Here is a 23,788-nt window from a genome sequence, read left to right as displayed (position 1 = left end):
GAATCAAAAAAATAATATGTGAATATGGAGATAAATTGATGTACCAATACCCAAAAATAATGCAGCCTTCAGGCTCTAATATGTGCGGGGCATACAGTTTAGTGGGGGCGCTAAGTATTCTTGGATGTTTTGATTCTTTCGAGCCCGTAGTACTAAAGAGGCTAGATCTAAGAAGTCTGACATTTACTGCAAAATCTATTCGAATACAGAAAGAACAAAGTTTAGACACTATTGCTAAACTCGTCTATGAAGTTACAGGTATCATTCCTGAAACTGAACAGCATACTTTCGCGAATGTTAGCAATGGGTTGAACTCTATTGTTGCAATGGCTTATGTTGCCAATGAATTTGGGCTTTTGACTTCTGTAATCGTGAAAGACATGGATACTTACCAAACTCTATCTCAGGTATACCCTCAAGAGCTTGAACTAGCCAAGGCTCAAAACCTTAAAATTGAAGTAGGTTTGAATAATCAGGATTCTTCTACTGTATTACTACCAACTATCGTTCATAGTACAGGTGAAAAACACAGTGTAGCCCTTAGTAAGCAAGGTCTATTTGATCCAGTTGATGGTTCAGTCAATCAAGTAGCCCCTATATCAGTTTGGGCTGACTGGCTAGGAGTAGCTCTGAAAATTAAAAAACTCACATAACAAGCATTCAAGCAGATTTATGAAGCTTGACACTTTTTGTTTGAATTGCTAGCACACTACTTAATTGGGCGTTAATTTCTTGGAGTATATATGGAGCAATGGATAAGATTTTACAAAGAGTATTTTGACTCCGAGCTAGAATTAAATAAGTTTATACTTAAATGTGAAGCAGTACTGAAAGATGAACCTGCTCATCGAGCAAAACTGATGATGCATCAAGGGCAAAGGCTTGTAACACTTGCTAACGGGATGGAGTCAATAGCCGCAAGTCGTGATGCGTTGAAATTGATGTTTCTAATCATTGCTTGCGAGCATATAGCTAAGGTGCACGATCAGTTTGTTGGTGAGGGTCAATCTAAAGCTCATGTCATTAAATTCTTTGAAAACTTTTTATCTACCGAAGAACAACAAACATTAGTTCGTGGTATTGAGCTATGTGGCGGGAAGTATAACCTGCAAGATGTTGTCAAAGAACTGTATACTAGCCGTTGTGATGTGGTTCACGAGGGACATTACTTTAGCTTTGATTTTGCAACACAACAATTTCCAAGCATCCTAAGTGGGCGAGGTAACAAGCAACTGCTTAGAGTTACTCTTACTTATGAAGAATTTAGAAAATTGGTTGTATCAGGCATCATTCGAGCTACAAAACAGGCGTTAGGTTGAGGATGAACTTAACTTAATAAAGAGCTTACGCCTGATTCACAACGCTTGGCACTTTTCATTCCATAGTTGGTTCATGTTTTTACAGTGGTATGGTTAAGTTTCGAGGTAGTCCTGCTCAAATCTTAATGCGGCGTGACTTCATTATATAGTTATGGTGCTATTTTGTATTATGTTAATGCTGTTCATCCGTACTAAATGTTATCTCAAAAATTTCAATAAGTCTTGGACGAGGAAAATAAATAGAGATTACTGAATAATTTAACAATGCTAATAGGCTATATTTATTGATGTGTAAATTTGGTAAGTAAAGTAAAGGGCTAGACAGCACTACATAGATGTGTTTACGCTATTAAGCAAAAGTTAAAGTGCCAAATTAGACAATTTATTTGGCAGAGCGATTATAAACTGTGTTATAGGAAAAAAAACTGTGCATATTTTTTAAAAATATGACGTTAATCATGCTTTAGATCACAAAGCTTCGTGATATCAGTTGCTTTGTTTTCACATAAACATGTTTCTTGTCTCAATAATCGAGTCAACTTTTTCCAGTTTTCTTCCTCTGCGAAAAAAAATATCCTACTAAGTAATATATAAACTAATGGTGTTGATGCTAAAGATGTTCATAAATGAAAAAAAAGATCAGTTTAGAACATTGGTAATAGAGGTATTGGCATCTTCACCTTCTTGGCTAGCTGGCGAATGGAGCGAAAGTGCAATTGGAGCCTTGACTCAAAAACTTGATCATATGGAAAACTTCCCAAACTACTATGGGCTGAATTCATTTCTATGGGAGTCATGTGATTTTCTCAACATGAAGGAAGCTTCTCAGATAAAGAATGAACTATTAAACACGTTAAAATGTATTTATATACGTTTAGGAGGAGAGTTGTCAATTTATAATTGCTTGACGATAGAATCCAAAACAATAGAATTTTTGAGTATGATTGATCTATTGGCAATAAATAACAACTCTAGAATAGCAGTATTTATAAATGAATTTCACTTACTTGCTCAGTGCGAAAATGGAGTTAAATTAGAATGGGAGATTCGTAATGCACTACAGCACTCTGAAAGAGTTTCATTTATATTCAGTGGAAATAACGCAGAGTTATTAAAGTCAAGATTCATTTATCGAGACTGTGCTTTTTTTGGAATGTGCAGGCCAGTTTTTAATAAAAATTAACATCCAAAAAGTGTTAGCTTCTCTTTATTGGGTGTTAATTAAGTACAAACATCCATTTTTTAGAATTTTGACCTGATATTTTTTAATTCATACATAAGGATAGATTATGTCACACTTTGAAAGTGATGATCTAGTAAAACTTGTAAGTCGTTTATCTATATCAAGGACTCCTTCAGATATAGCTTTTTCGTGGTTAGAAATGAAAGGAAAGTATCCTGAACTTAGCGGTGTTATACATTTAGATGATTATGATAAAGATGTTCTTCCTTGTAGTATTAGCAAGTACACTAAAGAACCAAATAATTATTTGACTCCTTATTTTAAGTCGGAAAATTTATATTTTATAGATGATGAAATGCTAAAGTGTATATTCTTAAATGGAACTAATGATTTTCTCATAGATTACACCGTAATGTTTGATACTAATATGGCTTCTTATATAAAAAAACTAGTTCGCGGTGAGTCTGTAGGTGAGGTGCAAAACAAACTTCTTACTTTGATTGATGGATTACTTAGAGACCAATTGAACTTCGACTTTCTATTCTATTTAGTCGAAAATATAAAAGTTATCATGATAACAGCCAACTTTGAAGCGCGTAGTAAACTTGAGTTTTGGTTAAGTTTAGATAAGGCGTTTAGAGAAAACTTGTGTTGCCTTCATCTTTTTGCAAGTATTAACTGCGAAGAGTATAAAAGAACGCTTAATCCTAGATACACTGTCTCTTTTAATAGGGCTGCGCATAATGCCATGGAAAGCGCCTATGATTTTTACGTTAATAAAAAGTCAGAGTTGGAAGCAATCATGTTGATGCAAAGAAATCTACTATTAAATCTGATTGGTATGATACGCATTCAAGAAGAGTCAAATAGAAATGAAAGAAACAAGATGACTTCATATCTAAAATTTATGCATGAGACTATTGGATTATATATGGATAGAGAAGCAATAATCGCTCATAAGTATTTCTCTTCTAGGAGTAATTTGCCTATTCTAAACCAAGTTCATAAGAACTGTAATACGAAAAGACTACTAAAAAAGCTAGACAACATAGCATGGGATATGGCAGTTCCAAGAATAATGGAAAAGCTTATACCTCTAGGTATGGGAAGTGAAGGACACTATTTTGTACCAATGTTTCTCTCTTTTGATAAAAATTTAAGAAAGATGCTTAAAATGCACCCAATTAAAGGGACGGTATACAATAGAGATACTGGTGATATTGTAACTTTGCCAGACACAAATAGCAGTGATTACTTTAGCGCAAATAATCTAGGAAAAGAAATCAACTGGATTTGCAGTAATGAACAAAGAAATGAGCGTAAGCAACGATCACTGCACACTCGAAGTAGCACCCATCAACAAATAATCATTGAATACAGAAAGTTATTAAATGTTCTCAAGAAGCAACCGGCTAAACATTAATTTTCAGATCAACTTTAAGATGAGTTATTCTGAACTCCACCTATCATAAATGAAATAACGCTCTAATTATATTCAATATGTTGCACTATACACCTTTGTCCCGAAGTGAGTCAGAAATGCCTTTGCCAAGACTTAATAATCACAACTTATTATTGTTAAGTTCTCGTATGAGGTGAGGTGACAATAGACGTTCGATATTGCATGCAATAGACTGAGTTTTAATATTTTTTACAATACTCAGCAGTACCGTTGTATTAATTATTAGCTGTTCTTTAGCTTCTTTAGCCTCTTGAGTTAGTATTGCGTTACGTCGAATTAACTCAGCTCGAGTCTGGTTTTTGCCTTTTGCTAGACTTTCCCCAAATGCCCCTTTGACAGTGGCTATTTGTTTTTCTTTATACAACTCGATTATCGGCGTTCGTGTTGTAAGAGTGCCTTTACTTGAAATGACGTTTTTAGCCTTCAATCGTTCAAATAATAGTTTGTGAGTGATCGGTGCAGAATCATAGCCTTCAGTAAGCATAAGAATCAACTCAGCTTCTATTTTCTTATCCATTTCAAGACGACTCATCTGTAACTCTCCTTAACATTTTTAGTTAAACGTGTTAATTAGCGGAATTTGGCTTGAACGATGTTTCTTGGGTAGCCAGTTTCTTCATATTGCGATGCTCAAGAGCAAATAGTGACGACAATGTTTTAGGCTTTTGTAGAGCATCCAGTTCAAGTAAATTAATTTGGATTTTCTCTGATTCAATCTTCGCACTTTCTTCCATCAAGTAGAGGATATTTTTCTTTCGTAGTTCGAGATCAATCAGGACTTCATATGCTTCTTCTAAAGATAATTCACCCATGAGCTCCATCTGGTTTATCATGGTTATCTCTGACTCGATGGAGTTGACTAGTGCCTCAATCTTATTAGATTCGTCAATTCGTCCTGTGAGTGTGAAGTAAGGGCAGGGGGTACCATCTTGGCATTTAGTGTTGTAAGGGCACTGAAAAGTTGTTAACTTTCTCATACAGCTTCCAATAGACACCGGAGCTAAATCAGCATGAGTATGTAGAAGATCTTTCTTTTCTTCAGGTTCAACTAAATCACCAAACATTTCTTTAAACTCAGAAAATAAACCAGAATCCGTAGCATCAAGCACTTCACTAATAAATGACGCCTGATCTTTCCGCGTTGTGAAGGTTTGAGTATTCTGAGCAAATGCGTTACCAAGCGACAAATTTGGATTAATGCCGATCAATGCTTTTTCTTTAATTGTATCTAACGCATTGTTGTGACTATCAACATGTTGACGAGCCTTGGACGATAATACTAGGTTAGTAGACAGTGCCTTTTCTTGTATTGCTAGGTGTTGATAGCTCTTGTTTTGTTCTATATCTACACGCCCCATCATCATAGCTTGCAGATGCTCAGAAACTTCCGCAATAGCTAAGAAGGTATTAATGTTATGACGTGGAATATGTGTCGTTAACTGAGTAACATTACCGGCTTCATCATTTAGGTTGTACTTAGCAAAAGCAGAACTATTTTTCTTTTTACCACCACCAAGAAACTTATTCATATCCGAATATTCAATATATTGTGGTATAGGTTTAGTTACGCCTGTACGAATAAGAGAGGCACTACCTTGTGGTATCAGAAACAATAAGTCCTCATAATTAGCAGTATATTGAAAGTTGTTCTTGGTATCATTTATATTGAGTATTAAATCGTCAGCTATAGCTTTATCTTGTTTCAAAGAGAAATGAAGGAAGTCATTGATATCTTGGATATTATAGTAGACCTGTTTACCGTTACTAACGATGACTTCTCTAACTGGCTCAATCGCTAGTCGTTTCAACCTTTTTCTTGCATAGTCTCTTTTTTGAGACCTAGGACTACGTGATTTTCCTTGTCCTGATTTGGATAGTGACTCATAGATATGTTCGACTATTTCATCTAAGTCAATTAGCCTAGGTACACGTTGCGTAACGCTATCTTCGTTAAAGGGTATTCCGAGCTCTTTGGGTAAGAAAGTTTTGAAGTTTTCTGCTCTAATAAATTCTGTTTGTGCTCGGAGTTTCTCAGTTTTGGTGATCGTATCAACGAAGATCTCCTCAACTAAGGGGATCGCTAACGGTTCGATCCAGTGAGTTCTTTGTCCTGCTCCCTTTTCTCCTTGGTAGTAGATACCGAGATAAAAAGTTGATAACCCACGTTTTATCAACATTCGCTTTATAGCTTCATCTTCAATTTCTACAATTTTAAATGAATTGTATTTTAACGTAGATGCTTCGTGATAACGCATTCCAGTTACCATCAAAAACATAACTAGATTTAAAATGACTTGTTCATACGGAGTTTCTACTAACGAACGTAACGCAACTACATTAAGAAATGCATGAATTTGCAAATTTTTTTCATCGCTGTCATCTCCAAAATCTTCTGCAAAGTGCTTTTCTTTGAAAGCTCTATCCTTTGCTTTTCCAGCGCTTGCTGTTGATTTCCCAGACGATCTTTTTATTTTTTTATTTAGTTCAAGGCTAGACTGAGTAAATGCATAATAATTAATTCTATTGACAATACTGTTCATGAGCGTGTAGTCATCACCAGCATTGTCTTGCCTTTTGCGACTTCTAGCTAATAAATCAACAGCGTCCTGAATAACATCTGAAGTGATATTCACGGGGTGTGGTTCGGTTTTATTAAAAAGCATACGAACATAAATACGTTTCAATAGTAATTGCAAAGGTACTAGCGTAGAGCCGGATGGGCACTTAGAAGACTGCTTAATGACTGATACTAAATAAGCTTTAATAAAATCACGATACTTTTCATTTATCTTTATAGCTCTACCATCAATATATTCAGTCTCGTGGTACGTATTTTTAAGCAAGTTCAGATTGATTTCAGAAAATGTTGCTGACACAGACCCAGAATAGGTCAAAAATCCTTTCGCCTGTTTATTAAACTTCCATGAATCAGTATCCCATGTAATGCCTGCTTCTTTTGCTAGTACCTCATTGAAATAAGACCTATGCATATCAATAAAAAGTGCATAATTTTCAAAGCATTTTTTCATGATAAGCCTCCTGTTAACCGATTTATCACCATTTCAACTTCCTGTTTTGTATCTGTTGCAGTGTCGATTAAAGGGTTGTTAGCATTACCTGATTGAGTTGATACCTCTACCAAATCAATCAGCTCTTTGGTTAACACTTCGAGTACCTTTTGATGTGTTTTAATAGTTCTAAAAGGCCTGAAATAAAAGCATCCATAGCAAGATCGAACTTTAGATAAGTGACATTCTGTCTGTTTGCGTTCACAGCCCCCAACTCTCAGGAATAACTTGCCACCTAACATTCCTGAAACGGTCTTACCTGTCCACGTATGACTATCAACAGCATAACCAGTCATCATTAAACCTATCATATTTTGCCATATTGGATTTTTTCCGAGCGCTTTATGTTTGAGAATTGCTAGTTCAGGGGTAGCCGTGATGTAGTGCGTCGCTGCTACAGTAGTGGAATGACCAAGTACATATGCAATCTCTTCTGCACTCGCGCCACGCATTGCCATTGAGTGACCTATGTTATGTCTGAAATCGGTTACAGCGTAGGTAGGGGGGAGCAGTTTTCCGGAGCGTATAGCTTTTTTAGTCTCATCATTTTGAATAAAAATCAGCGCAGCCTGTAATGCTGTATGCAGTTCACGGGACAGGGCTCCTGAAGTGTCCTTGAACATTTGACTCTCATTACTTATGTAAAACGCATCTTTGTAAGAATCAACAATGCGACCAACCTCATAAGATAGAGCTACGCTCTGCAAAGCACCTGTAACCTTTTGTTGTTTTGCAAGAGGTACATGAATACGGTAACGCTTAAGCTTGGTCTTACGATTTTCAGAATCCTTCTTTATCGATGATCCTTTTAACTTTGAAAATTGTGCAGAGCGCATCCCCGTCGAGTAACATAGACTGAGAATTGTAATGTTCTTAAGTTCACTTTTCGATAAACTAACTAAACCTTCCTCTGTGCTGTATTCAGCTATTTTTTTTACAATCAGGTTTTTCAGATGAGTTGGCATAGTATTCTCAACATCCTGATATTTAAGGAAATGATTTTTTTGATACGGAACCTTTATGTATTCCAACGATTCATAATCATTGATATCAAATTCTGGAAAACCAATACGAAATAAGCTTTTAGCAGCTGATTTTAATTGAAAATAAATATACTCATCCCCAGAAACTGCGAGGTTTTCTAACTCAGTTAGCCACGAGTTAGCGTCTATCCTCATTTCTCCAATGATTCGTCGTAAGACAGTAAACTGAGGGACAGTAAGCGGAGATGAGTGAGAGTCGGTGTATTGTATGACTAGAAACTTCAACAGCTTATTCTTTAATTTGCTTGGCAAATTAAATAGAAAAACATGTCTAGTTCCATTTCTAGAGAACTCCCACCGGAAAGATTTAGTATCTATAGACGCAGTATCGAATTCTGAATTTGAAGGAATGTGCATACAAGAGGGGATTTGTAGCTCTTCAATGAATCTCTTTTGCTCGTCAGTTAGTCGAGTAAGACTGGAACTAGACAGTTTTCGATTTTCAGAATAAATCATTCCAATCTTCCTCTATAGCGTTATAAATAACATTGTTGTTATAGATGTCCAGTAGTGTACTATTCGCATTTTCAGCAATAAATCTCTTTGCATATTTTTGTGGCATCTTGGATTCAAAAGACCAACCACCAAGAGCTCTTAGTTGATCAATTGAATCCTCCATAACACCTTTAATGCTTATGACACCATCAGCTTTGAACTTATTTTTATTGGCTTCATATATTTCAGAAAGTACACCATATGCCCATGTATGCCTCAACCAATGCGGAGAAATATCACCAACGATAGATTCTGCATACTGAGGATCGAAATGTTCGGGAAATCTAGCTTTAAACGCTCTTACACAGGCTTTGAACTCATCCAATGCAGATTGATAAGATAATGGTGCGTAAGGTTTTCTATGAGATGTAACTATAAACTCATGTGGAGTATCCGACGGCCTAAACCTGTTGTAATAACCCATGATAACCTTGTAATGGTGAGAAGAGATCTCAATTTCCCTATTACTCGCAACAGTTTTGATCTCTGGTTTTCTATTCCTCGTGTCGACACTATCCGTACTATTCTTTAGATTGCGAACGAGCATCAAATATTTAGATGGATCTGATATAAAAGGCTTAAAAGATTGCTTTTGCAGAAGCAATATTTCTCCAACCCGTAACCCATAACGACTTAATAACGTCATAACTATGTAATTACGCAGCTGAATATCTGTACTGATGAAAGGGTTAAGTGAATTTGCGTTCTTTAAACTAGGGGCGAAAATTTTTGAAAAATCGGAAAACTGACTCTTCGTTAAACTTCGATAAACCGCCACATCGTCCTGTAACCCTCTGTTATATTTATTAAATTTCTTCTTTTTCTCACTCAACCTCAATAGAATAGATTTTCGGTATTTCTCTATTTCCTTGAAAGAACCATTGCTATATGCCGGAGTTAGGTACGTCGTCGCTAAAAACTCTATAAAGCGTATAACTGAAGCACAACGAGCAGCACTTGTTCTGAGAGGCTTTTTATCTAAGCTAGAAACGATAGGCAATAGATGAATATTCGATAGTTCGCGACCTGACAGAAGGTAGTCCCAAAAAGCATCAATTTCATCGAGCACTTTAATAATATCTTGATAATCACTAAGGTGTAATGAATAGTCTAAGGTGGAACCAAACTTTGTCAGCCAAAACTCATAAAAGGCTTTAACCGCATCTAACTCATACTTCTGATAATTCAATGCTTTTGCATGCAAGATACCTTCACAGTACCTGAGAGACAACAAGGGAGGGAAGGTTGTTTGCATATCGAACAAGCAGTAAAACTCATCATCACATTTCATCACTTGATACATGAACCTAATCCTTAAGCGACATACATAATGAACCATATTAAATACGTAGATTACATACATCAAGTAATCAAAATAAAGACATTAACTATTTGATTTAAATATGACAACTTAAAAAAGATGAACAGGATCACTCCCTGTCGGTATTTAACATAATATACCTAATGCGCACCAGAGCCTGTAAATTTAACATTTGCCGATATTTGGCCTTACTGAGTATTTACTCTATGCAAAACAGCTATTTACACATCGTCTTACATCCTTTTATCCGCTTGGGTTTCCATGCTTTCTATACATGGCATAAGAAACAAAATGTTCTGCGCATGCTATTACTGATATTTGTTAAATAATGTCCGTAAAGTACCCCCTCCATAAATATTATAAATGTGAGGAGTATCACAATGTTACTGCATTCCTTTCGAACGTTATTCTGGCAAGAGTTCAATTCCATCAAATCTGGTGCTGATTTTTTTCACGTACAACCCGTTACCGTTCGGCGTTGGTTGTCTGGTGAAAAGAATATCAATCCCATGGCGGAAAAGCTCTTAATTATCAAAGCCATTGGCTACCTACCTAACGACATCCGTTGGTCTGGGTTTCGGGTGGATGAAAACCGCGCCGTCATGATAACCCCGACTGGCCGCGAGTTTAGCCCTAAAGAGCTGGAAAACTTCGCCTTATGGCGTGATGAGCACATTCAGTTAGTCGAACGTCATGGCCGGATTGAAAGACCCAAAATGCAGCCCGCAAAAGAAAACATCTTACCGTTTCGCGGTGGCCGACGACCCAGCGCCGCCCCTTGGATACCTTCACGCGATAATAATGGCGTCAGCTCATGGCGCTTTAAGAAGTAAATAACAAAAAACCCGCCGTTAAGCGGGTTTTCTTCTGCAAATGTTTGACCAGGTCACGCCATTTTCAGTATTTTTTACTTTTTCTTGGCCTTGATGATTCGGCCATTTTTGCCATAACGAAAGCCTTTTTTCAGTCGGCCATTCGCCTTAAGTGCTTCTTTTTTCGTTGCCATATTAGCCCCTTTTCCTTTTCAAGAATACCAGCGCCGCAACCGACACCGTGAACCCGACAAGCATCATGGTTCGCTCAGAAACATCAATACTCACTTGTACTGGGTCTGGTGTCGTCACGTTAACGCCAAACTGTGTTGGTATAGCCATTAATTCACCTTAGTTTCCACTATGGTTAACCGCTTATCGAACTTATAGGCTACGTACAAAAGCAGCACCATAGACGGCGGTAAACCTATGCTGGTTAGGTACTGCAGAAATTCACTCATGCAGCCGCTTTGCTGTCGTCGCTAAACGTTTCAACTAAGCCAGATACGGAACCCGCCGCCGCGATAGCCGCGCCCATTAAGCCACCCGTTGCTGCTTCCCCTGCTACATAACCCAGAGTCAGTGCTAAGGTAGATAAGCCTTGCCAAGTAGAACGCTGTTTTAAATACTTTTTTAGTTTACCGAACATGTAATTTCTCTCTTGTAATAGATTGATTAATGAGTGGCAGATACTGCGGTTTCATTGCGCCGCCTTTACTGCCGAAAAGCTCTGTTAAAAGTGGCCGCCATGGTGACCATTGCCACAAGGTGCGCTCCGCATCCGCTGTTAACCGGTAGTTTTCATCCAGATAAAAATCCTGAATCATTAACGGCTTAAGCTCCACCGGAGACCAGCCATTCATTCTGGCGCTCAGCTCTGAAAACACCTCACTGACCGGACGAGTGGCGTTATCGGCTAACTGGTTCAGTTTGCGCCCAGCAACAAAGCCGGCACCACCAACCAGTGACACCGCCGCCAGTAACAGGCCAGCGCCTATCAGAAATGCATCAAGCTGCTTGGATACCAGCATGGATTACCTCATCGCTGTAGGGTTGAACGCCGTTTTCGTGCTTGATAATGGTCTTTATCAGTTCCGGATAACGCTCCATTGGAATGCGGGTATAACGGTCTAAGTTGAGCGCCTTTTCAGCGTGTGCAATGTACGCTTCCGTGTCATTCTCAACCGCCGGAGCCCAGCGGTTAATCACTTCATGGATAGTATCGAACCCCTGCCCGCCTATGCCTGACAAACCCTGATACTTATTGCGGTAAGTAAACAGCGTTCGCGCCATGGCTCTGATACCGTTCGTCGCGTGGTCAAAGATGATAAAGCGGCCATCATTACCGACGCGACCGCGCCATGGTGTGCCGTTATCCTCTATGTTGCCCGGATTGTTGTTTCTGATTCCACGAACCATAGTTGACCCCTTAAGCGCCAGCAGCAGCGTTGCCGCCGTTGCCAGCATCCACAAGTGCTTGTTGTTCATTGGCCAACGCCTCCGCTTTTGCCTGTACTTCGGCCTGATGTTTCTGGTAACGCTCATGCTCAGTGACCAACCATGCATAGTGCGCGTCAAAACCTTGCTGGGTTAACGCTTCGTTCGGGCGGTTATCCAGATACTCAATTTCGCCATAGCCTTTGTCGGTATCAAAATGCACTGCCCATTCACCGCGCGTCATGTTGTATCCGCCAAGCTCCGCCATGAGCGCAACCGCGCCATTCACGACAATAATCTGGTCTTGTGTAACTGCTGTAATGTTCACGGTTAAAGTTTCCTTATTACATAAAGTGCAACGGATTTTTGTCTTACATCCATGTTGCCGTGGTCATGCGCCTGACTGCCGCCCTTACTGCTGGTTCTCGGATGACTAGCACCATAGGGAACATTTCCGTAATCTTCACGGAATCCGCCGCCTACTTCCTCAACGCCATAAATGGCCGCACCTTCGTAGCCGTCAGATATGACGCCTGCCTGAAGATGGTAATGGTAGGGAATCTGCGCCTCTGACAATGTGTGTGCATTGGTTCGTTTTGTGTCCTCTCCGAACTGAGCGCCACTTTGATGGGTACCGCCCGCACCAACAATGGCGCGGTCTAACGTATCACCATCAATGACCCACCCTTTAGGGATGGAATCGGCAGAACCATGCCACAAACGACGGTCACCTGATTGCCATCGGCGTTCCTGAATTCGTGCCATTAGTTCACCTCAGCCATGTATTTCACACGAATCGCACTCCCTGAAAGCACATACAGTGCGGCACTGGCCTTGATTTCAATGGCACCATCCACTTCAATGCCGTTATCCGTGGTCAGGTTCTCCCCGCCAACCAGAAACGGGCTGTCTGCTTGCATCAGCACGGAGCGCCGCCCCAGTTGCTGCGGGACGACTTTAGTCAACGTATTCACCGGCACGTCTTTAAAACCGTTCAATATGGCGGTTGCCCCATTGATAGTGGTTTCTCCGCTTTTGTTGGTCATTTCGGCCATGCCCGACCAGACCGTTATGGTCTGGGCGAATTCGGTTTTAACCCAGACGGCCTTAAACGGCACATCAAAGCGAATGCCGCGCCCCTGTGTCAGCTCAATTTTTTCGGTTTTCGCGCCGTCAAATTCAAACGTTAGTGACACAACGCCAGCCGCTGCAATTACATCAAAATAACGCCCCGTCAGACCATTCGCCGCGCCGGAATTACCTGTAAAAAGCTTGTGTTGTGCCATTACCATTTCCCCCGTAATGCGAATGCAACGCCTACTGCCGCCATGGCATAGGCAAAGTACTTCCCTAACTCTTGCGATGTGCTGGCGTCGTTGGCTTTTGCCGTGGTTGCTGCCCACTCCATCGCCCCCATGGTGGCGCGCTCTGTGGTTCTTAATGCGTCACCGGTTACGCTGTTGGTGATATCCCTGACCAGACTGGTTAAGTCAGTCGTTAGCTGTGAAGCCAGTCCGGTCACCTTCTCTGTGGCTTGTTGCGTTACCAAGCCGTTCGACTGGAGTGCTGCCGAAACCGCGCCACCATCGGTCATAGTGATGGTTGAACGGTTGATGTTTGAGAGCAAAACGCCCTGATTGGCACCAGATACACCGACGGTTGAACTGTTCGCTTCCGTTTGCGTGTTATTGGTGGTACTTGAACTGCTGCTGCCGCCAAATAATCCCATGATTGCCCCCTATTTTTTGTACAGATAGGCGGCAACGCCCAATGCTGCGACCGCGATTAGCGGCCAGTTAATGGCGCTTTTGGGTTGCGCCATGTTCAGAACCGGATTGAGCACAAACGAAGAATCATGATAGCCACCGTATGCGCCGGACGGACCCGCCGCACCACCGGAAGCTGATTCAAGCGCGCCGAACGCGCCTGTTAAATCCATCATTTTGCCCCCTTAGCGACGAGCAACGAGCACCAGAACCCCGACCGCCATTAATGCGCCAATACCGTATTTCATTTCTTTGGAAATACCGCCTTGCGTTGGTGTTGCCAACGTTGAGTTTTTCGGAATGGCTTGGCTGTCTTTTTGAGGTACTTTTGTGATTGTTTCCTGACTCTGGCCAGAAGCATCAATACCATGCTGTATGCGCTGATACTCCAAGCCATAACCAATCATTCTGTCAAAGGCACCATCTTTATCAAACAAGCCTGTAAACATGCTTGTATCCATTGGCTACCCCCTTAACCCAGAATGGTTTGTGCGCCGTTTTCGATGTACTCAACCACAATGTCACCGCTGGTTGCCTTGGCTAAGTCCATCGTCAGGCGGAAATCATTCACCTTATCCAACTGAATGGCCTGAGCGATATCACCTTCAAGGATGAAATCCAGAGATAGCTTATCGGCGCTTTGCGGGTCGCGTCCGTAATCGGTCTGCACCTTCGCCGCCATGGCGCGTTCCAGCTCGAAAACCGTTTCGTTATTGCGCTTAAGCGTTACGCCGTCCACATCCGCCGAATAGATGTGAATCGCCGCAATTGCCGCGCCTTTGGTGTCAATTGGGATGTTAGATACTTCAAACTTGCCGCCTGTACTTGAGGCGAAAGGCAGTACCAGTTTGCGAGTGATGATATCCAGTGGCGCTGGGTCACCGTGAATTGTCCACGCATCCAGTTTCGGGTTTACCGCATCGTCTGCAATGGTGATATGCAGTGACATAGTAGACACGTCCGCCGTACCAATGGCGAACATACGACGAGCAAACACGTTATCCATTTCCGGACGGATAAAGTACAACGGCAGCATATTGGCCGTAGCCGCGCCGCGCTTATAGTGCTTGTTGTCTGAGTTCAGGCGTTCGCCGTCCTTCCATTCCTGAAACGTGTGACCGTTGATTTTCAGCTTGATGTCCGTCATTTGAGCCAGTGACATGTTTTCAAACTTCAGAATGGTTTCGTGGTACGACAGACCGCCAACAGGAAAAGTTAGCACTGCGGTCGAACCCGGAGCGACGTTGTTAAATGATGCGTTTTTTGTGGTTAAGCGTCCCATGTAACCCCCTGTTACTGGCCGTGAACAAGCTGGCGAACAGGCTGGATGCGATTAACAATCGCGGCGCTTACGATAGATACCAATACGAGAGGTAAATACTTTTTAACCATGTTTTATGATTCCTATAAGTGACGTCATCACGACGTGAAAAATGGGCGGCGTCTCCCGACGTGACCCGTAATGAGGACTGAACCGTAACGGGCGGAAATCAGCCCGTCAAATCGCCCCATTTCCTACGTAACGTAAGGTTACGTAACGTAGGTATTTAGCCTCCTTTTCGTTTTGTGAAGCCGTTCACAATTAGCGGTGCATTCCAGTTCTCACGGACAATAATCCCCTTGCCTTTGTACCCGCCTTTCAGCTCTCCGGTTCGTCTGTCCAGTTCAAAAAATTCCAGCTCACCCAGAGAGGAAATCAACTGCGGGTCAATGCGCATATTCGCGGCTACTCTGGCAATATCCCCTTCACCATCCAGACGACCTGACCAGATTTTCGCGGCTTGAGTAAACACGGTTTTATCCGCCTCAGCTGGGCGCTGAGTCACGGCAAAAACCGTTACCCCACGTTTACGGCCACGACGAAGCACAACGCCCCACCCGCTTGCCGCTTTGCTGGCGCTGGTTACGTCTGCGATTTCTTCCCCCACAAAGGCGCATTTACCCCAGACGAACGCGGCCAGAGAGATAAACCCGAAGCATTTACACAGCATCTTGCTGTCCATGGTTTTCGGTACAAATCGATAAATACCATCACCGGATGCAATGAAATCCATCAACTCAGAGGCTAAATGCGTTGTTTTGATGCCGGGCATTGCTCCATACTCATCGTCTGGATCCCAAATCAAAACTCGCTTAAAGGATTTAATGCGCTGTTTGACCTGATAACTCTTACCAGAGCCGGACGCACCAATCACATAAACGTGTTCACAACGCAGAGTTGTATCAACCTTCGTCATGGTTTTCCCCCTTACTTGGAAGCTCACCACGCGGCGGGATACCGGCCTGAGTGCGGGACATAACGACACCGGCAACCGCAATACCTAGCGCGATTTCGGGGCCACCTTTTTCAACCAAGTTCGGGCAGTGTTTATCCAGTAGCAGCTTTGATAGCTGGGCAATGGGTTTCAGCTCCGCCTCTTCCAGTTTCCAGTTAGGGAAAGCCAGCGACCAAATTGCGTCTACACCACCTGCAACAATGGCTTCAGCTTGGGAATCGGCAATATCCACAGCGGCGCTATCGATGCTTTGCCGTCGCTCTGCTTCATCCGCTGCTTGCTGCTCTTCCGGCGTGAGGGGCAACGCTTGCGCACCGTCAATTTCCGCCGCAATAGCGCGCATTTGCGCCAGCTCGTGCGACACATCGCTCTGATACTCACTATCAGATTCAGAACCGTTAAGAGGCTGGTTATCTGGATTAGAATTATTAAGCGATACATTCATCAGCACCCCCGAACACGTCATCTAACAGACCACTGAACAGCCCACCTGACTTGGCAGTTTCTTCACGTTCAATGTTTGTTGCAATCGGCTCTTCATGTGCTGGTTCAGGTTCTACCCCTTCCAGATTGGCATGAGCTTTTAACCAGCTCTGACCGTCTGCACTCTTAGGTGATATCAATCCGGCCTTGCCTGAATAGTAAAGTTTGCCGTTTTTGTCCTTACGAACGTCAGCGACATCACCGCACATAGGGCAAATAATGGTTCCGATGGTAGGGTTAGCCATGGTGCGCCCCCTTTAACGACTGAATTTCCAGCATCAAATATTCAACAATATCAATGGCGATGCTCGCGGCCTTTTCGGCCTCAGCCGCTTTGGTTAGCGGGCTAATGGATTTTTTCGCCGTCTGTTGGTGCTGGCGAATCTGTGCAAGCTGATATGATGCTGCACTCATGTTTTGAATTTTCATTTTTCGACGTCTCCCGACGGTAAATTAAGAAATGGCGGCGTCTCACGACGTGACCAGACAGTGATTAATTGTGTTGATTCTCCTGGGCCATCGCCTCCATTTGCTGCTCTAACTGTAGGAACTTGGATTTAATAAAAATCCAAATCATCCGAGGTAAGTAATGCGAGTTCTTTACCTTGTCGTCAATTTCTTGCTGTAGCCGGTCAATTTCATGCTGTGATTTGTTGAATTTCATAATGCGATAATGTCTCCAGATATTGCTTTTCTGCCAATGCTATTTCGTCATCTGAATACACATGTGGCCTAGCTTGTGTTAACTGACTGCGCCAGTCGGCGCGGGTTTCTAAAAATCGTTGGTATTCATCTTCATAACGCTCTACGGCGTATTGCTGAAGGTCGGATAAATCCGCGTCTTTGGTGTTCATTGTCCAGTTACGAGCGCCAGCCGCCCAAACCAGAAAGTTGTCCATTTTTTCGCGCGCTTGCTCACCCTCAAAGACGATAGAAAATGTATTGTCACTGCGGGCAAACGCGCCGCGATTTCTGATAGTCTGCTTAAGCTCAAAACATTCTGTTTCCAGAGTAGAAATCAGCCTTTTCAGCTTGTTTAGTGTACGTCCGTCGCCCTTCTCTTTAGCAACGCCAGCCGCCTTGATAAATTCATCTTTCTTCTGCTTTTTGGCGTATATCTTGCGCTCTATTGGTTTTCGCCAACGCTCCAATTTATAACCGCATTCTTTGATGATTGCGGCCATGTTATCAGCGTCGAACGAGGCCAGAACCTCCCAAGCGGGAGCGCGCGAGCAGCGAGCAATGTTATAGCGGTTTCCACGTATAACACCTTGCTCTGCATTAGCGCCCTTAGCAGCGTAACCAACAGCCTTAATCAAGTAAGCACTAGCGGCCTTAGGTTGTTTAATTCTCTCCAGCTTTGCATACCCATGACCCCAAACGCCCTCAATTCGCTCAGCCCATGTTTTAAAGTGGCGACGTGCAACATTCCAACTAAGCAAAACGTGAATGTGTGGGTTCGGGCTACCATCTTCATTTTGCGGGCATTCCGCAACCCATATGTAATGAAAATCGTCGGATTTTCCCTCTACAAACTCAGTTTCGTTGAAATCAGCTATGTCACCTTGACGATTGTCGGCGTTTTGTCCTGAAATGACCGCATCAAATCCACGGCGGTATATTTTTTTAATACCATCCAGAAAGCGGGAAACTTCAGCCCCCATGGTTAGCTCATTGTTAACTAATATTTTCTCTCTTTGTTCCGGTGTAAATGTCAGCGTCAAAAACGTGTTAAAGCCATTTTCACAGGTTGCCACATATGCGCCTGATTCAAATATCTTGCGAACAGCGCGAGAGGTTAGTTTTTCGCTATATCGGTCACCGCTGTTTGCGTCTGGGGCGTCACATGGGCGCGGCTGGTAAATCATCTGCGCTTTAATTTGCTCTGACCATGGACGATTAAGCACATAGACTCTTGATTTGCCATGGTGCTGGCGCTCTCCAAGCTCATACAAGGCGTCAGAGTTGTAAAACGACTCACTGCTAGAAAGAATACTAACAGGGCTAATCTGACCCGACAGGGTACGCAGACGGCGGGATAAACGTGTTTTTCTTGCGTCTGGTTTGCCTGTCGGACTTTTGCGCCCTTTGACGAGCCTAGCCTTTTCGGCACTTCGTGCCGCCGCTTCGCGGCCGTGTTCCGTATGTAAATTCCTGCGCACAGCATGCGCCTGTTCCATAGCTTTTAGCTTACGGTTTTCAGATCCAATTCGTTCTGCAGAATCCTGAGCACTAAAAAAACCGCTATCATAAGCGGCTAAATTCTTTTCAGTAATGTTATGCGGCTGAACAGCAGCCGCAACATACAAAATGTCTTTTTCGTTCATCAGATTAGCCCTTTTTTGTCAAAAAGGTTAAGCACCTGATACAAGGCCAAGAAAAATAATGCTACACCGCCACTGATTGGCGGCCAGTAGTTGGCTAACCAACTGGATACAATAAACCCATTCATGAAAATGAAAATTGAGCGACGCTTAAAGGGGTTCATTATTTCGCTCCCTTAGCTGCACCAGATGCAATTGTTGCTTTAGTGATTATCACTCTGTGAGGCAATGACATTTTGGATTTAGTTGGATGAGCAGCTAAATAGCCAGCCATGGATTCTGCTACTATCACAGCCACATATTGGAATCTCAAAGAAGAACCAGTGGCTTTCTCTTTCATCCATTCGATAAAGAGTTTTTCTTTTCGATGGTTAGCCTCAAGGACGGCCATTTCGGTAATTGGTGATTTGAACCCTCTCACGCATCACCCCCAACAAGGGAAGAATCCGCGCCATCAACGGTTAAAACCTCCGGCGCTTCATCTTGCTTAGGGATTCTTTTCTTAAGGGCGCGAATCTTAGCGCGTAGCTTTTTCGACTGAAGTCTAAAAACTAACGACTGTTCGCGTGTGGCATCTCTCGTGATTAGTAAGCCTGAGATAAGGAGATTTATATCTCTCGCTAACCGTTCGCTTCCAAGCTCTTCAGCCAAGTCCTCAGTGTTATGAATTATTCCGATGATATTACCCAGCTCAGATGAAACCTTCTGCTGAGCATAATATTCACGAAACTCTTTTGAACTCTTCATACCGATGCCCTCACTTCTCATCTGCTGGAATGTCACGGATAGACGCTTGTCGATAGCTCTCAGGAATCTGAGAAACTGTCTTGCGAGGCATTCCGGAGCGAACCATTTTCAACAGTTCGGCCAGCTTTGGCGCATTGCGCTTCGAAAGTGATGGGTCGAAATTGGTACACCCTGCCATATCTGGGCAAGGCAAGTGAATGGGGTCTGAAACTTGAGTTGTCATAACGGCGTATCCCTAAGCTGTTGTTTGTTCTTAAATCACAATAAGGCAAACAATTTGCTATGACAACTCGGTTTCGCATAGTGAAAAGAACATTATGATCCACTATGATTTAACAAATGACCTTTAAGGGATTTTGCAAATGACAAATTACACCAACACGCTGCTAGACCGCTTGAAACTTAAGTTTGAGCTAACTAGCGAGTACCAATTGGCTCAATTATTAGAGGTTGGGCATGGTAGATTGCGCCACTGGCGCAAAGGTAAGTGTTCTATGGACTGGGATGTGGCTTTCCAAATAGCCGATTTGTTAGAGGAAGAGGATCAAAATGTCGTCTATGGTTTGATAGACGATAAGTATACAAACCCTCGCCTAATCAATGCCTTACATGATGGGCGCGCCTCCTAGCGCCTATTTACCACATTATACCTAATGCGAACTGAGACATGGAGGTGCTTGTATCTTCAATACATAACAAAAAAGCCCGTAAGCATGTCAGATTATGGGCTTATAATTAAAACGATTTTTTTACTGTTTACATCTACCAAAAACTAGCGAGCCTTTTTGTTTCCTTTGCTGGTGAAACCCTGATGTGGAAAAACATTCCTGATCCGTTGTTGAATCTTATTTGAAATACCTTTTGAAAACTTCAATTTTGGGCCTGAGCGCGTCATATAGACTTTAACCGTTCCGCTAAATGGTGTCTTATGCCCAATTTCGCGGCAGTTATGACTGAAACCATGAGGCATATTACCTTTATGCTTTATCAGTTCGCCATCTTTAAACTCCATTTTCAAAACAGGCCTGTCTATTGCAACTAACCAGAAAATTACTAAAGCACCTGCAATTATTACATACATCATAACTTACAACTCTCCTAATTAATCACCTAGCAATTTGCTTAAATCTTCCTTTAAAGTATTCACTTTCTTTGCCGCTTTTTCTGTGCGTGCTGCTTCACTAAGAAGATATTCAATAGCATCTGACAAGGTACAGCCAAGCTCATTTGCCTGATTGGACAATTTTTCCCAGACACGATAATCAAGATCGATCGACTTCTTCTTAGTATGGACCTGTTCGGCGTTAAAGTGACGCTTGCGCTTGGCACGAATAGCCTGCTTTAACTTATTATCCAACTCGGGAGCCATATTAGCGTCAATCCAATCCAGTACTTTCACCGGATCATGTTCTAGTGCCTTCAGTGCCTCAATGGCTTGCTGCGCTTCACTAGTATCAATATGACGCGTAATGGTTTCTCCATCTTTCCATTTCTTTATAAGATAATGCCACTTCCAGCCACACTCTAAGTTTTCAAGTTGTTGGTATTTCATAAATTATTCCTGCCGCAAGTTATAGTGACAGCGTAACCCACATATCACTAACAACCAAACATTTTTTTACTGACAGATTAAAAAATGTTAACTAGATTAGAAGTATAAGAAGCAGACATTTTTATATATAATCGACACCCTTTTCCTTAACTTAGTTTTTCAATGAATCAAGAAAACTGGCGCTCAGTCACTCCTCAATATGATGAATACCAAACGAGTATTGATCGTTTTGCCTCTATAAACAGTCTTACATTTTTAGATCTGCAACCAAGATTGCGTGCAGCCTTGGTTCGTTTCGAACAACTTAAAAACTGGACCAAAGTTCTTCTTGTTAACTCTCCGGACAATGCTATCTACCGTAATGCTGTAATTGACGCTATCCGCAAAGAGCATTTAGTTCCTGATGACCGGGTTGTTATAAAAGCCGAAACGCTTGAGATTCGCTCTATTCTGGGTGAGTACAAAGCCAAAGATGGTCAGGTTGATATTTTATCTGAAGGTTTATTAAGTAAGGCAAATGGCGGCTATCTCGTGGTATCAGCCAACTTAATTATGGCAAATCCATCATCCTGGATGATACTGAAGTCAGCTCTACTTGGTGAGTCGGTATCCCCAGTCAGTGTTGATCCTAAACACCTGACATTAACCCCACCCTCTAATCAGTATGACATCAAACTGATCGTTATCGGTGACAGGGAGCAGATGAGTGAGCTCGACTATTTTGATTCTGATATTCATTCAGGCTTTTGCATCTTTAGCGAAATTGAGTTAGAGGCCAAACTCACATCAGAAAGCATTGAGGGCTATCTTGGCTATGTTAAAGGTCTGTGCAGTGAGTTTGAACTACCGCTCCCTGACAGCAGCGGAGTTAAGCGCTTATTATTAGCCGGTGCGAGAGAAAGAGAAGATCGACATGTTGTTCCTCTGTGTCTTCAATGGCATAACTCTTTGTTATCAGAAGCCGCATTAGAATCTAACGGGAATTTCATCTCTGATGGCGATCTTGATGCTGCACTTGATAAGAAGTATTACCGAGAGTCTTACCTGCCCTTACGAGCCCTTGATGATATTCTTGACGGCCAGGTAATTATTGAAACTAGTGGCGAGCAAGTTGGTCAGGTAAATGGTCTTACTGTTATCGACGTGCCCGGGCACCCGGTCTCTTACGGCGAACCGGCACGAATTTCCTGCGTTATTCATTTTGGTGACGGGGATATTTCAGATGTAGAAAGAAAGGCTGAGCTGGGCGGAAATCTCCATGCTAAAGGTATGATGATAATGCAGGCCTTCGTTAGTTCAGCTTTAAATCTCGATGAACCTTTACCCTACTCAGCTTCTATCGTATTTGAACAGTCTTACTGCGAAGTTGACGGCGACAGTGCCTCTCTGGCTGAGCTCTGTAGTTTAGTCAGTGCCCTTTCCGGATACCCTATTAATCAGCAAATCGCGGTTACAGGAGCGGTAGACCAGTTCGGCCGGGTCCAGGCTGTGGGTGGATTAAACGAAAAAATAGAAGGTTTCTACCGGGTTTGCGAGCATCAAACTCTGACAGGAAACCAAGGTGTAATTTTACCTAAATCGAACCTCAAGCATTTAGCATTGCATAAAGACGTTATTCAAAGTGTTAAAGATGGACGTTTTCATATCTGGTCCGTTGAGAATGTCGATGAAGCTATAGCGTTACTAACTGGTAAGGTGTTCAGAGGCGATGACGACGACACCATTATTGAAAAAATATCTGAGCGGATCGATCATTTTAACCGTGGTGATTATGCTCCCGGCCTAATTCAGAGGTTAAAAAACAGGCTGCTAGGTAACTGATCGGACTTGATTAGCGTACACCTGTTCACTAAGATGCTCTTACCAAAATCTGGAGTAACTAAAAAATGCAAAATAAGCGTAGTTCATATAATCGTGAAGACCTTTTAGCTTCTAGCCGTGGCGAACTTTTTGGCCCGGGCTACCCACAACTTCCTGCACCTAACATGCTGATGATGGATCGCGTCACTCTGATGACAGAAGATGGCGGTGATTTCGGTAAAGGTTATATTGAGGCAGAGCTGGATATCACTCCAGATTTATGGTTCTTCGACTGCCACTTCCCGGGCGACCCGGTCATGCCAGGCTGTCTTGGCCTTGATGCAATGTGGCAGCTAGTTGGTTTCTTCCTTGGCTGGGTTGGCGGAAAAGGTAAAGGCCGCGCACTAGGTGTTGGTGAAGTTAAGTTCACAGGCCAAATTCTGCCAACAGCGAAAAAAGTAACTTACCAAATTAACATGAAGCGTGTTGTAAACCGCAAGCTAGTTATGGGTTTAGCTGATGGTCGCGTTCTGGTTGACGGTAAAGAAATTTATGTAGCGAAAGACCTTAAAGTTGGACTCTTCCAAGACACATCTAATTTCTGATAAGATTTTGAAAAGGCAGCAGAAATGCTGTCTTTTTTGTATCTAAATATTTAGTTATAATGCATTATAGGTGTAAAATATGACCCCAATTAAGG

The 23,788-nt window shown here is 42.3% G+C and carries 32 protein-coding genes; 8 read left to right on the top strand and 24 right to left on the bottom strand.

Translation table 11 applies throughout. The features are described from left to right. Nucleotides 1-38 precede the first annotated feature (38 nt). The 4 genes from PK654_RS07625 (at nt 39) to PK654_RS07610 (ending at nt 3,925) form a co-directional block, all read left to right on the top strand. Entirely contained in the window at nt 39-653 is a 615-nt protein-coding gene (locus PK654_RS07625; protein WP_271698659.1) for a hypothetical protein, read from the top strand. A gap of 90 nt (nt 654-743) precedes the next feature. Continuing rightward, complete coding sequence (locus tag PK654_RS07620; protein WP_271698658.1) at nt 744-1,319, top strand: hypothetical protein; 576 nt, start codon at nt 744-746, stop codon at nt 1,317-1,319. Nucleotides 1,320-1,935: 616 nt separating this feature from the next. Further along, on the top strand, nt 1,936-2,502 hold the full coding sequence (locus PK654_RS07615; RefSeq protein ID WP_271698656.1) for a hypothetical protein: 567 nt from the start codon (nt 1,936-1,938) through the stop codon (nt 2,500-2,502). 106 nt (nt 2,503-2,608) lie between these two features. Beyond that, nucleotides 2,609-3,925 (top strand): hypothetical protein, encoded by a 1,317-nt coding sequence (locus PK654_RS07610; protein WP_271698654.1) that lies wholly within the window; start codon nt 2,609-2,611, stop codon nt 3,923-3,925. A gap of 139 nt (nt 3,926-4,064) precedes the next feature. Here the strand turns inward: PK654_RS07610 and PK654_RS07605 are convergent, their stop codons facing one another. The 4 genes from PK654_RS07605 to PK654_RS07590 are packed head-to-tail and all read right to left on the bottom strand — an operon-like array spanning nt 4,065 to nt 9,873. Beyond that, entirely contained in the window at nt 4,065-4,496 is a 432-nt protein-coding gene (locus PK654_RS07605) for a hypothetical protein (RefSeq protein WP_271698653.1), read from the bottom strand. Between the two features lie 34 nt (nt 4,497-4,530). Next, nucleotides 4,531-6,993 carry a hypothetical protein gene (locus PK654_RS07600; protein WP_271698652.1) on the bottom strand — a complete coding sequence of 821 codons (2,463 nt, stop codon included), beginning with the start codon at nt 6,991-6,993 and terminating at the stop codon, nt 4,531-4,533. Further along, nucleotides 6,990-8,531 carry a hypothetical protein gene (locus PK654_RS07595; protein WP_271698651.1) on the bottom strand — a complete coding sequence of 514 codons (1,542 nt, stop codon included), beginning with the start codon at nt 8,529-8,531 and terminating at the stop codon, nt 6,990-6,992. Before PK654_RS07595 ends, PK654_RS07600 begins: the two co-directional genes overlap by 4 nt. Continuing rightward, nucleotides 8,518-9,873 (bottom strand): site-specific integrase, encoded by a 1,356-nt coding sequence (locus tag PK654_RS07590; protein ID WP_271698650.1) that lies wholly within the window; start codon nt 9,871-9,873, stop codon nt 8,518-8,520. Before PK654_RS07590 ends, PK654_RS07595 begins: the two co-directional genes overlap by 14 nt. 398 nt (nt 9,874-10,271) lie before the next feature. Between PK654_RS07590 and PK654_RS07585 the strand changes: the two genes are divergently transcribed. Continuing rightward, nucleotides 10,272-10,724 carry a phage protein gene (locus PK654_RS07585; RefSeq protein WP_271698649.1) on the top strand — a complete coding sequence of 151 codons (453 nt, stop codon included), beginning with the start codon at nt 10,272-10,274 and terminating at the stop codon, nt 10,722-10,724. A gap of 436 nt (nt 10,725-11,160) precedes the next feature. Here the strand turns inward: PK654_RS07585 and PK654_RS07580 are convergent, their stop codons facing one another. The 18 genes from PK654_RS07580 to PK654_RS07495 form a co-directional block, all read right to left on the bottom strand. Next, entirely contained in the window at nt 11,161-11,352 is a 192-nt protein-coding gene (locus PK654_RS07580; protein ID WP_271698647.1) for a hypothetical protein, read from the bottom strand. Continuing rightward, a complete protein-coding gene (locus PK654_RS07575; protein ID WP_271698645.1) occupies nt 11,342-11,734 on the bottom strand; it encodes a hypothetical protein in 393 nt (130 codons plus the stop codon). Before PK654_RS07575 ends, PK654_RS07580 begins: the two co-directional genes overlap by 11 nt. Continuing rightward, a complete protein-coding gene (locus tag PK654_RS07570) occupies nt 11,712-12,191 on the bottom strand; it encodes a structural protein (protein ID WP_271698643.1) in 480 nt (159 codons plus the stop codon). Before PK654_RS07570 ends, PK654_RS07575 begins: the two co-directional genes overlap by 23 nt. Beyond that, nucleotides 12,133-12,384 (bottom strand): hypothetical protein, encoded by a 252-nt coding sequence (locus PK654_RS07565; protein ID WP_271698642.1) that lies wholly within the window; start codon nt 12,382-12,384, stop codon nt 12,133-12,135. The genes PK654_RS07570 and PK654_RS07565 overlap by 59 nt, the downstream gene beginning before the upstream one ends. Nucleotides 12,385-12,470: 86 nt before the next feature. After that, nucleotides 12,471-12,905: a hypothetical protein gene (locus tag PK654_RS07560; RefSeq protein ID WP_271698641.1), complete on the bottom strand. Its 435-nt coding sequence runs from the start codon at nt 12,903-12,905 to the stop codon at nt 12,471-12,473. Next, nucleotides 12,905-13,426 carry a hypothetical protein gene (locus PK654_RS07555; RefSeq protein ID WP_271698640.1) on the bottom strand — a complete coding sequence of 174 codons (522 nt, stop codon included), beginning with the start codon at nt 13,424-13,426 and terminating at the stop codon, nt 12,905-12,907. Before PK654_RS07555 ends, PK654_RS07560 begins: the two co-directional genes overlap by 1 nt. Next, entirely contained in the window at nt 13,426-13,869 is a 444-nt protein-coding gene (locus PK654_RS07550) for a hypothetical protein (RefSeq protein WP_271698639.1), read from the bottom strand. The genes PK654_RS07555 and PK654_RS07550 overlap by 1 nt, the downstream gene beginning before the upstream one ends. A gap of 9 nt (nt 13,870-13,878) precedes the next feature. Continuing rightward, a complete protein-coding gene (locus PK654_RS07545) occupies nt 13,879-14,082 on the bottom strand; it encodes a hypothetical protein (RefSeq protein ID WP_271698638.1) in 204 nt (67 codons plus the stop codon). 9 nt (nt 14,083-14,091) lie between these two features. Beyond that, the gene (locus PK654_RS07540; protein WP_271698637.1) at nt 14,092-14,367 is read right to left on the bottom strand and encodes a hypothetical protein; all 276 of its coding nucleotides are present in this window, start codon (nt 14,365-14,367) and stop codon (nt 14,092-14,094) included. An 11-nt stretch (nt 14,368-14,378) separates the two neighbouring features. Beyond that, nucleotides 14,379-15,188, bottom strand: coding sequence for a major capsid protein P2 (locus tag PK654_RS07535; protein ID WP_271698635.1), 810 nt, complete (start codon nt 15,186-15,188; stop codon nt 14,379-14,381). 265 nt (nt 15,189-15,453) lie between these two features. Then, nucleotides 15,454-16,143: a DUF87 domain-containing protein gene (locus PK654_RS07530; protein WP_271698633.1), complete on the bottom strand. Its 690-nt coding sequence runs from the start codon at nt 16,141-16,143 to the stop codon at nt 15,454-15,456. After that, nucleotides 16,130-16,627, bottom strand: coding sequence for a hypothetical protein (locus tag PK654_RS07525; RefSeq protein ID WP_271698632.1), 498 nt, complete (start codon nt 16,625-16,627; stop codon nt 16,130-16,132). Before PK654_RS07525 ends, PK654_RS07530 begins: the two co-directional genes overlap by 14 nt. Further along, entirely contained in the window at nt 16,611-16,910 is a 300-nt protein-coding gene (locus PK654_RS07520) for a hypothetical protein (protein WP_271698631.1), read from the bottom strand. The genes PK654_RS07525 and PK654_RS07520 overlap by 17 nt, the downstream gene beginning before the upstream one ends. Next, nucleotides 16,903-17,094 carry a hypothetical protein gene (locus tag PK654_RS07515; protein ID WP_271698630.1) on the bottom strand — a complete coding sequence of 64 codons (192 nt, stop codon included), beginning with the start codon at nt 17,092-17,094 and terminating at the stop codon, nt 16,903-16,905. Before PK654_RS07515 ends, PK654_RS07520 begins: the two co-directional genes overlap by 8 nt. Nucleotides 17,095-17,303: 209 nt before the next feature. Continuing rightward, nucleotides 17,304-18,992 (bottom strand): rolling circle replication-associated protein, encoded by a 1,689-nt coding sequence (locus PK654_RS07510; protein WP_271698628.1) that lies wholly within the window; start codon nt 18,990-18,992, stop codon nt 17,304-17,306. Between the two features lie 160 nt (nt 18,993-19,152). Beyond that, nucleotides 19,153-19,410, bottom strand: a complete 258-nt coding sequence (locus PK654_RS07505) for a hypothetical protein (protein ID WP_271698627.1) — start codon at nt 19,408-19,410, stop codon at nt 19,153-19,155. Beyond that, nucleotides 19,407-19,736: a hypothetical protein gene (locus PK654_RS07500; protein WP_271698625.1), complete on the bottom strand. Its 330-nt coding sequence runs from the start codon at nt 19,734-19,736 to the stop codon at nt 19,407-19,409. Before PK654_RS07500 ends, PK654_RS07505 begins: the two co-directional genes overlap by 4 nt. A gap of 10 nt (nt 19,737-19,746) precedes the next feature. Then, nucleotides 19,747-19,959 (bottom strand): hypothetical protein, encoded by a 213-nt coding sequence (locus tag PK654_RS07495; RefSeq protein ID WP_271698624.1) that lies wholly within the window; start codon nt 19,957-19,959, stop codon nt 19,747-19,749. Between the two features lie 139 nt (nt 19,960-20,098). Between PK654_RS07495 and PK654_RS07490 the strand changes: the two genes are divergently transcribed. After that, nucleotides 20,099-20,365, top strand: a complete 267-nt coding sequence (locus PK654_RS07490) for a transcriptional regulator (protein ID WP_271698623.1) — start codon at nt 20,099-20,101, stop codon at nt 20,363-20,365. A gap of 143 nt (nt 20,366-20,508) precedes the next feature. Here PK654_RS07490 and PK654_RS07485 read toward each other — a convergent pair whose 3' ends face one another. Both PK654_RS07485 and matP read right to left on the bottom strand, forming a co-directional pair. Further along, nucleotides 20,509-20,820: a DUF3634 family protein gene (locus tag PK654_RS07485; RefSeq protein WP_271698622.1), complete on the bottom strand. Its 312-nt coding sequence runs from the start codon at nt 20,818-20,820 to the stop codon at nt 20,509-20,511. Between the two features lie 18 nt (nt 20,821-20,838). Continuing rightward, nucleotides 20,839-21,288 (bottom strand): macrodomain Ter protein MatP, encoded by a 450-nt coding sequence (gene matP / locus PK654_RS07480; RefSeq protein WP_271698621.1) that lies wholly within the window; start codon nt 21,286-21,288, stop codon nt 20,839-20,841. A gap of 162 nt (nt 21,289-21,450) precedes the next feature. Between matP and PK654_RS07475 the strand changes: the two genes are divergently transcribed. Both PK654_RS07475 and fabA read left to right on the top strand, forming a co-directional pair. Continuing rightward, entirely contained in the window at nt 21,451-23,109 is a 1,659-nt protein-coding gene (locus tag PK654_RS07475; RefSeq protein WP_271698619.1) for a Lon protease family protein, read from the top strand. 65 nt (nt 23,110-23,174) lie between these two features. After that, nucleotides 23,175-23,693, top strand: coding sequence for a bifunctional 3-hydroxydecanoyl-ACP dehydratase/trans-2-decenoyl-ACP isomerase (fabA, locus tag PK654_RS07470; protein WP_271698618.1), 519 nt, complete (start codon nt 23,175-23,177; stop codon nt 23,691-23,693). The last annotated feature ends 95 nt before the right edge of the window (nt 23,694-23,788 follow it).

Source organism: Vibrio sp. SCSIO 43137 (assembly GCF_028201475.1).
In the GTDB taxonomy this organism is placed as follows: domain Bacteria; phylum Pseudomonadota; class Gammaproteobacteria; order Enterobacterales; family Vibrionaceae; genus Vibrio.
Note: the sequence above shows the minus strand (reverse complement) of the source record. Positions and strands in the feature narration are given on the sequence as shown.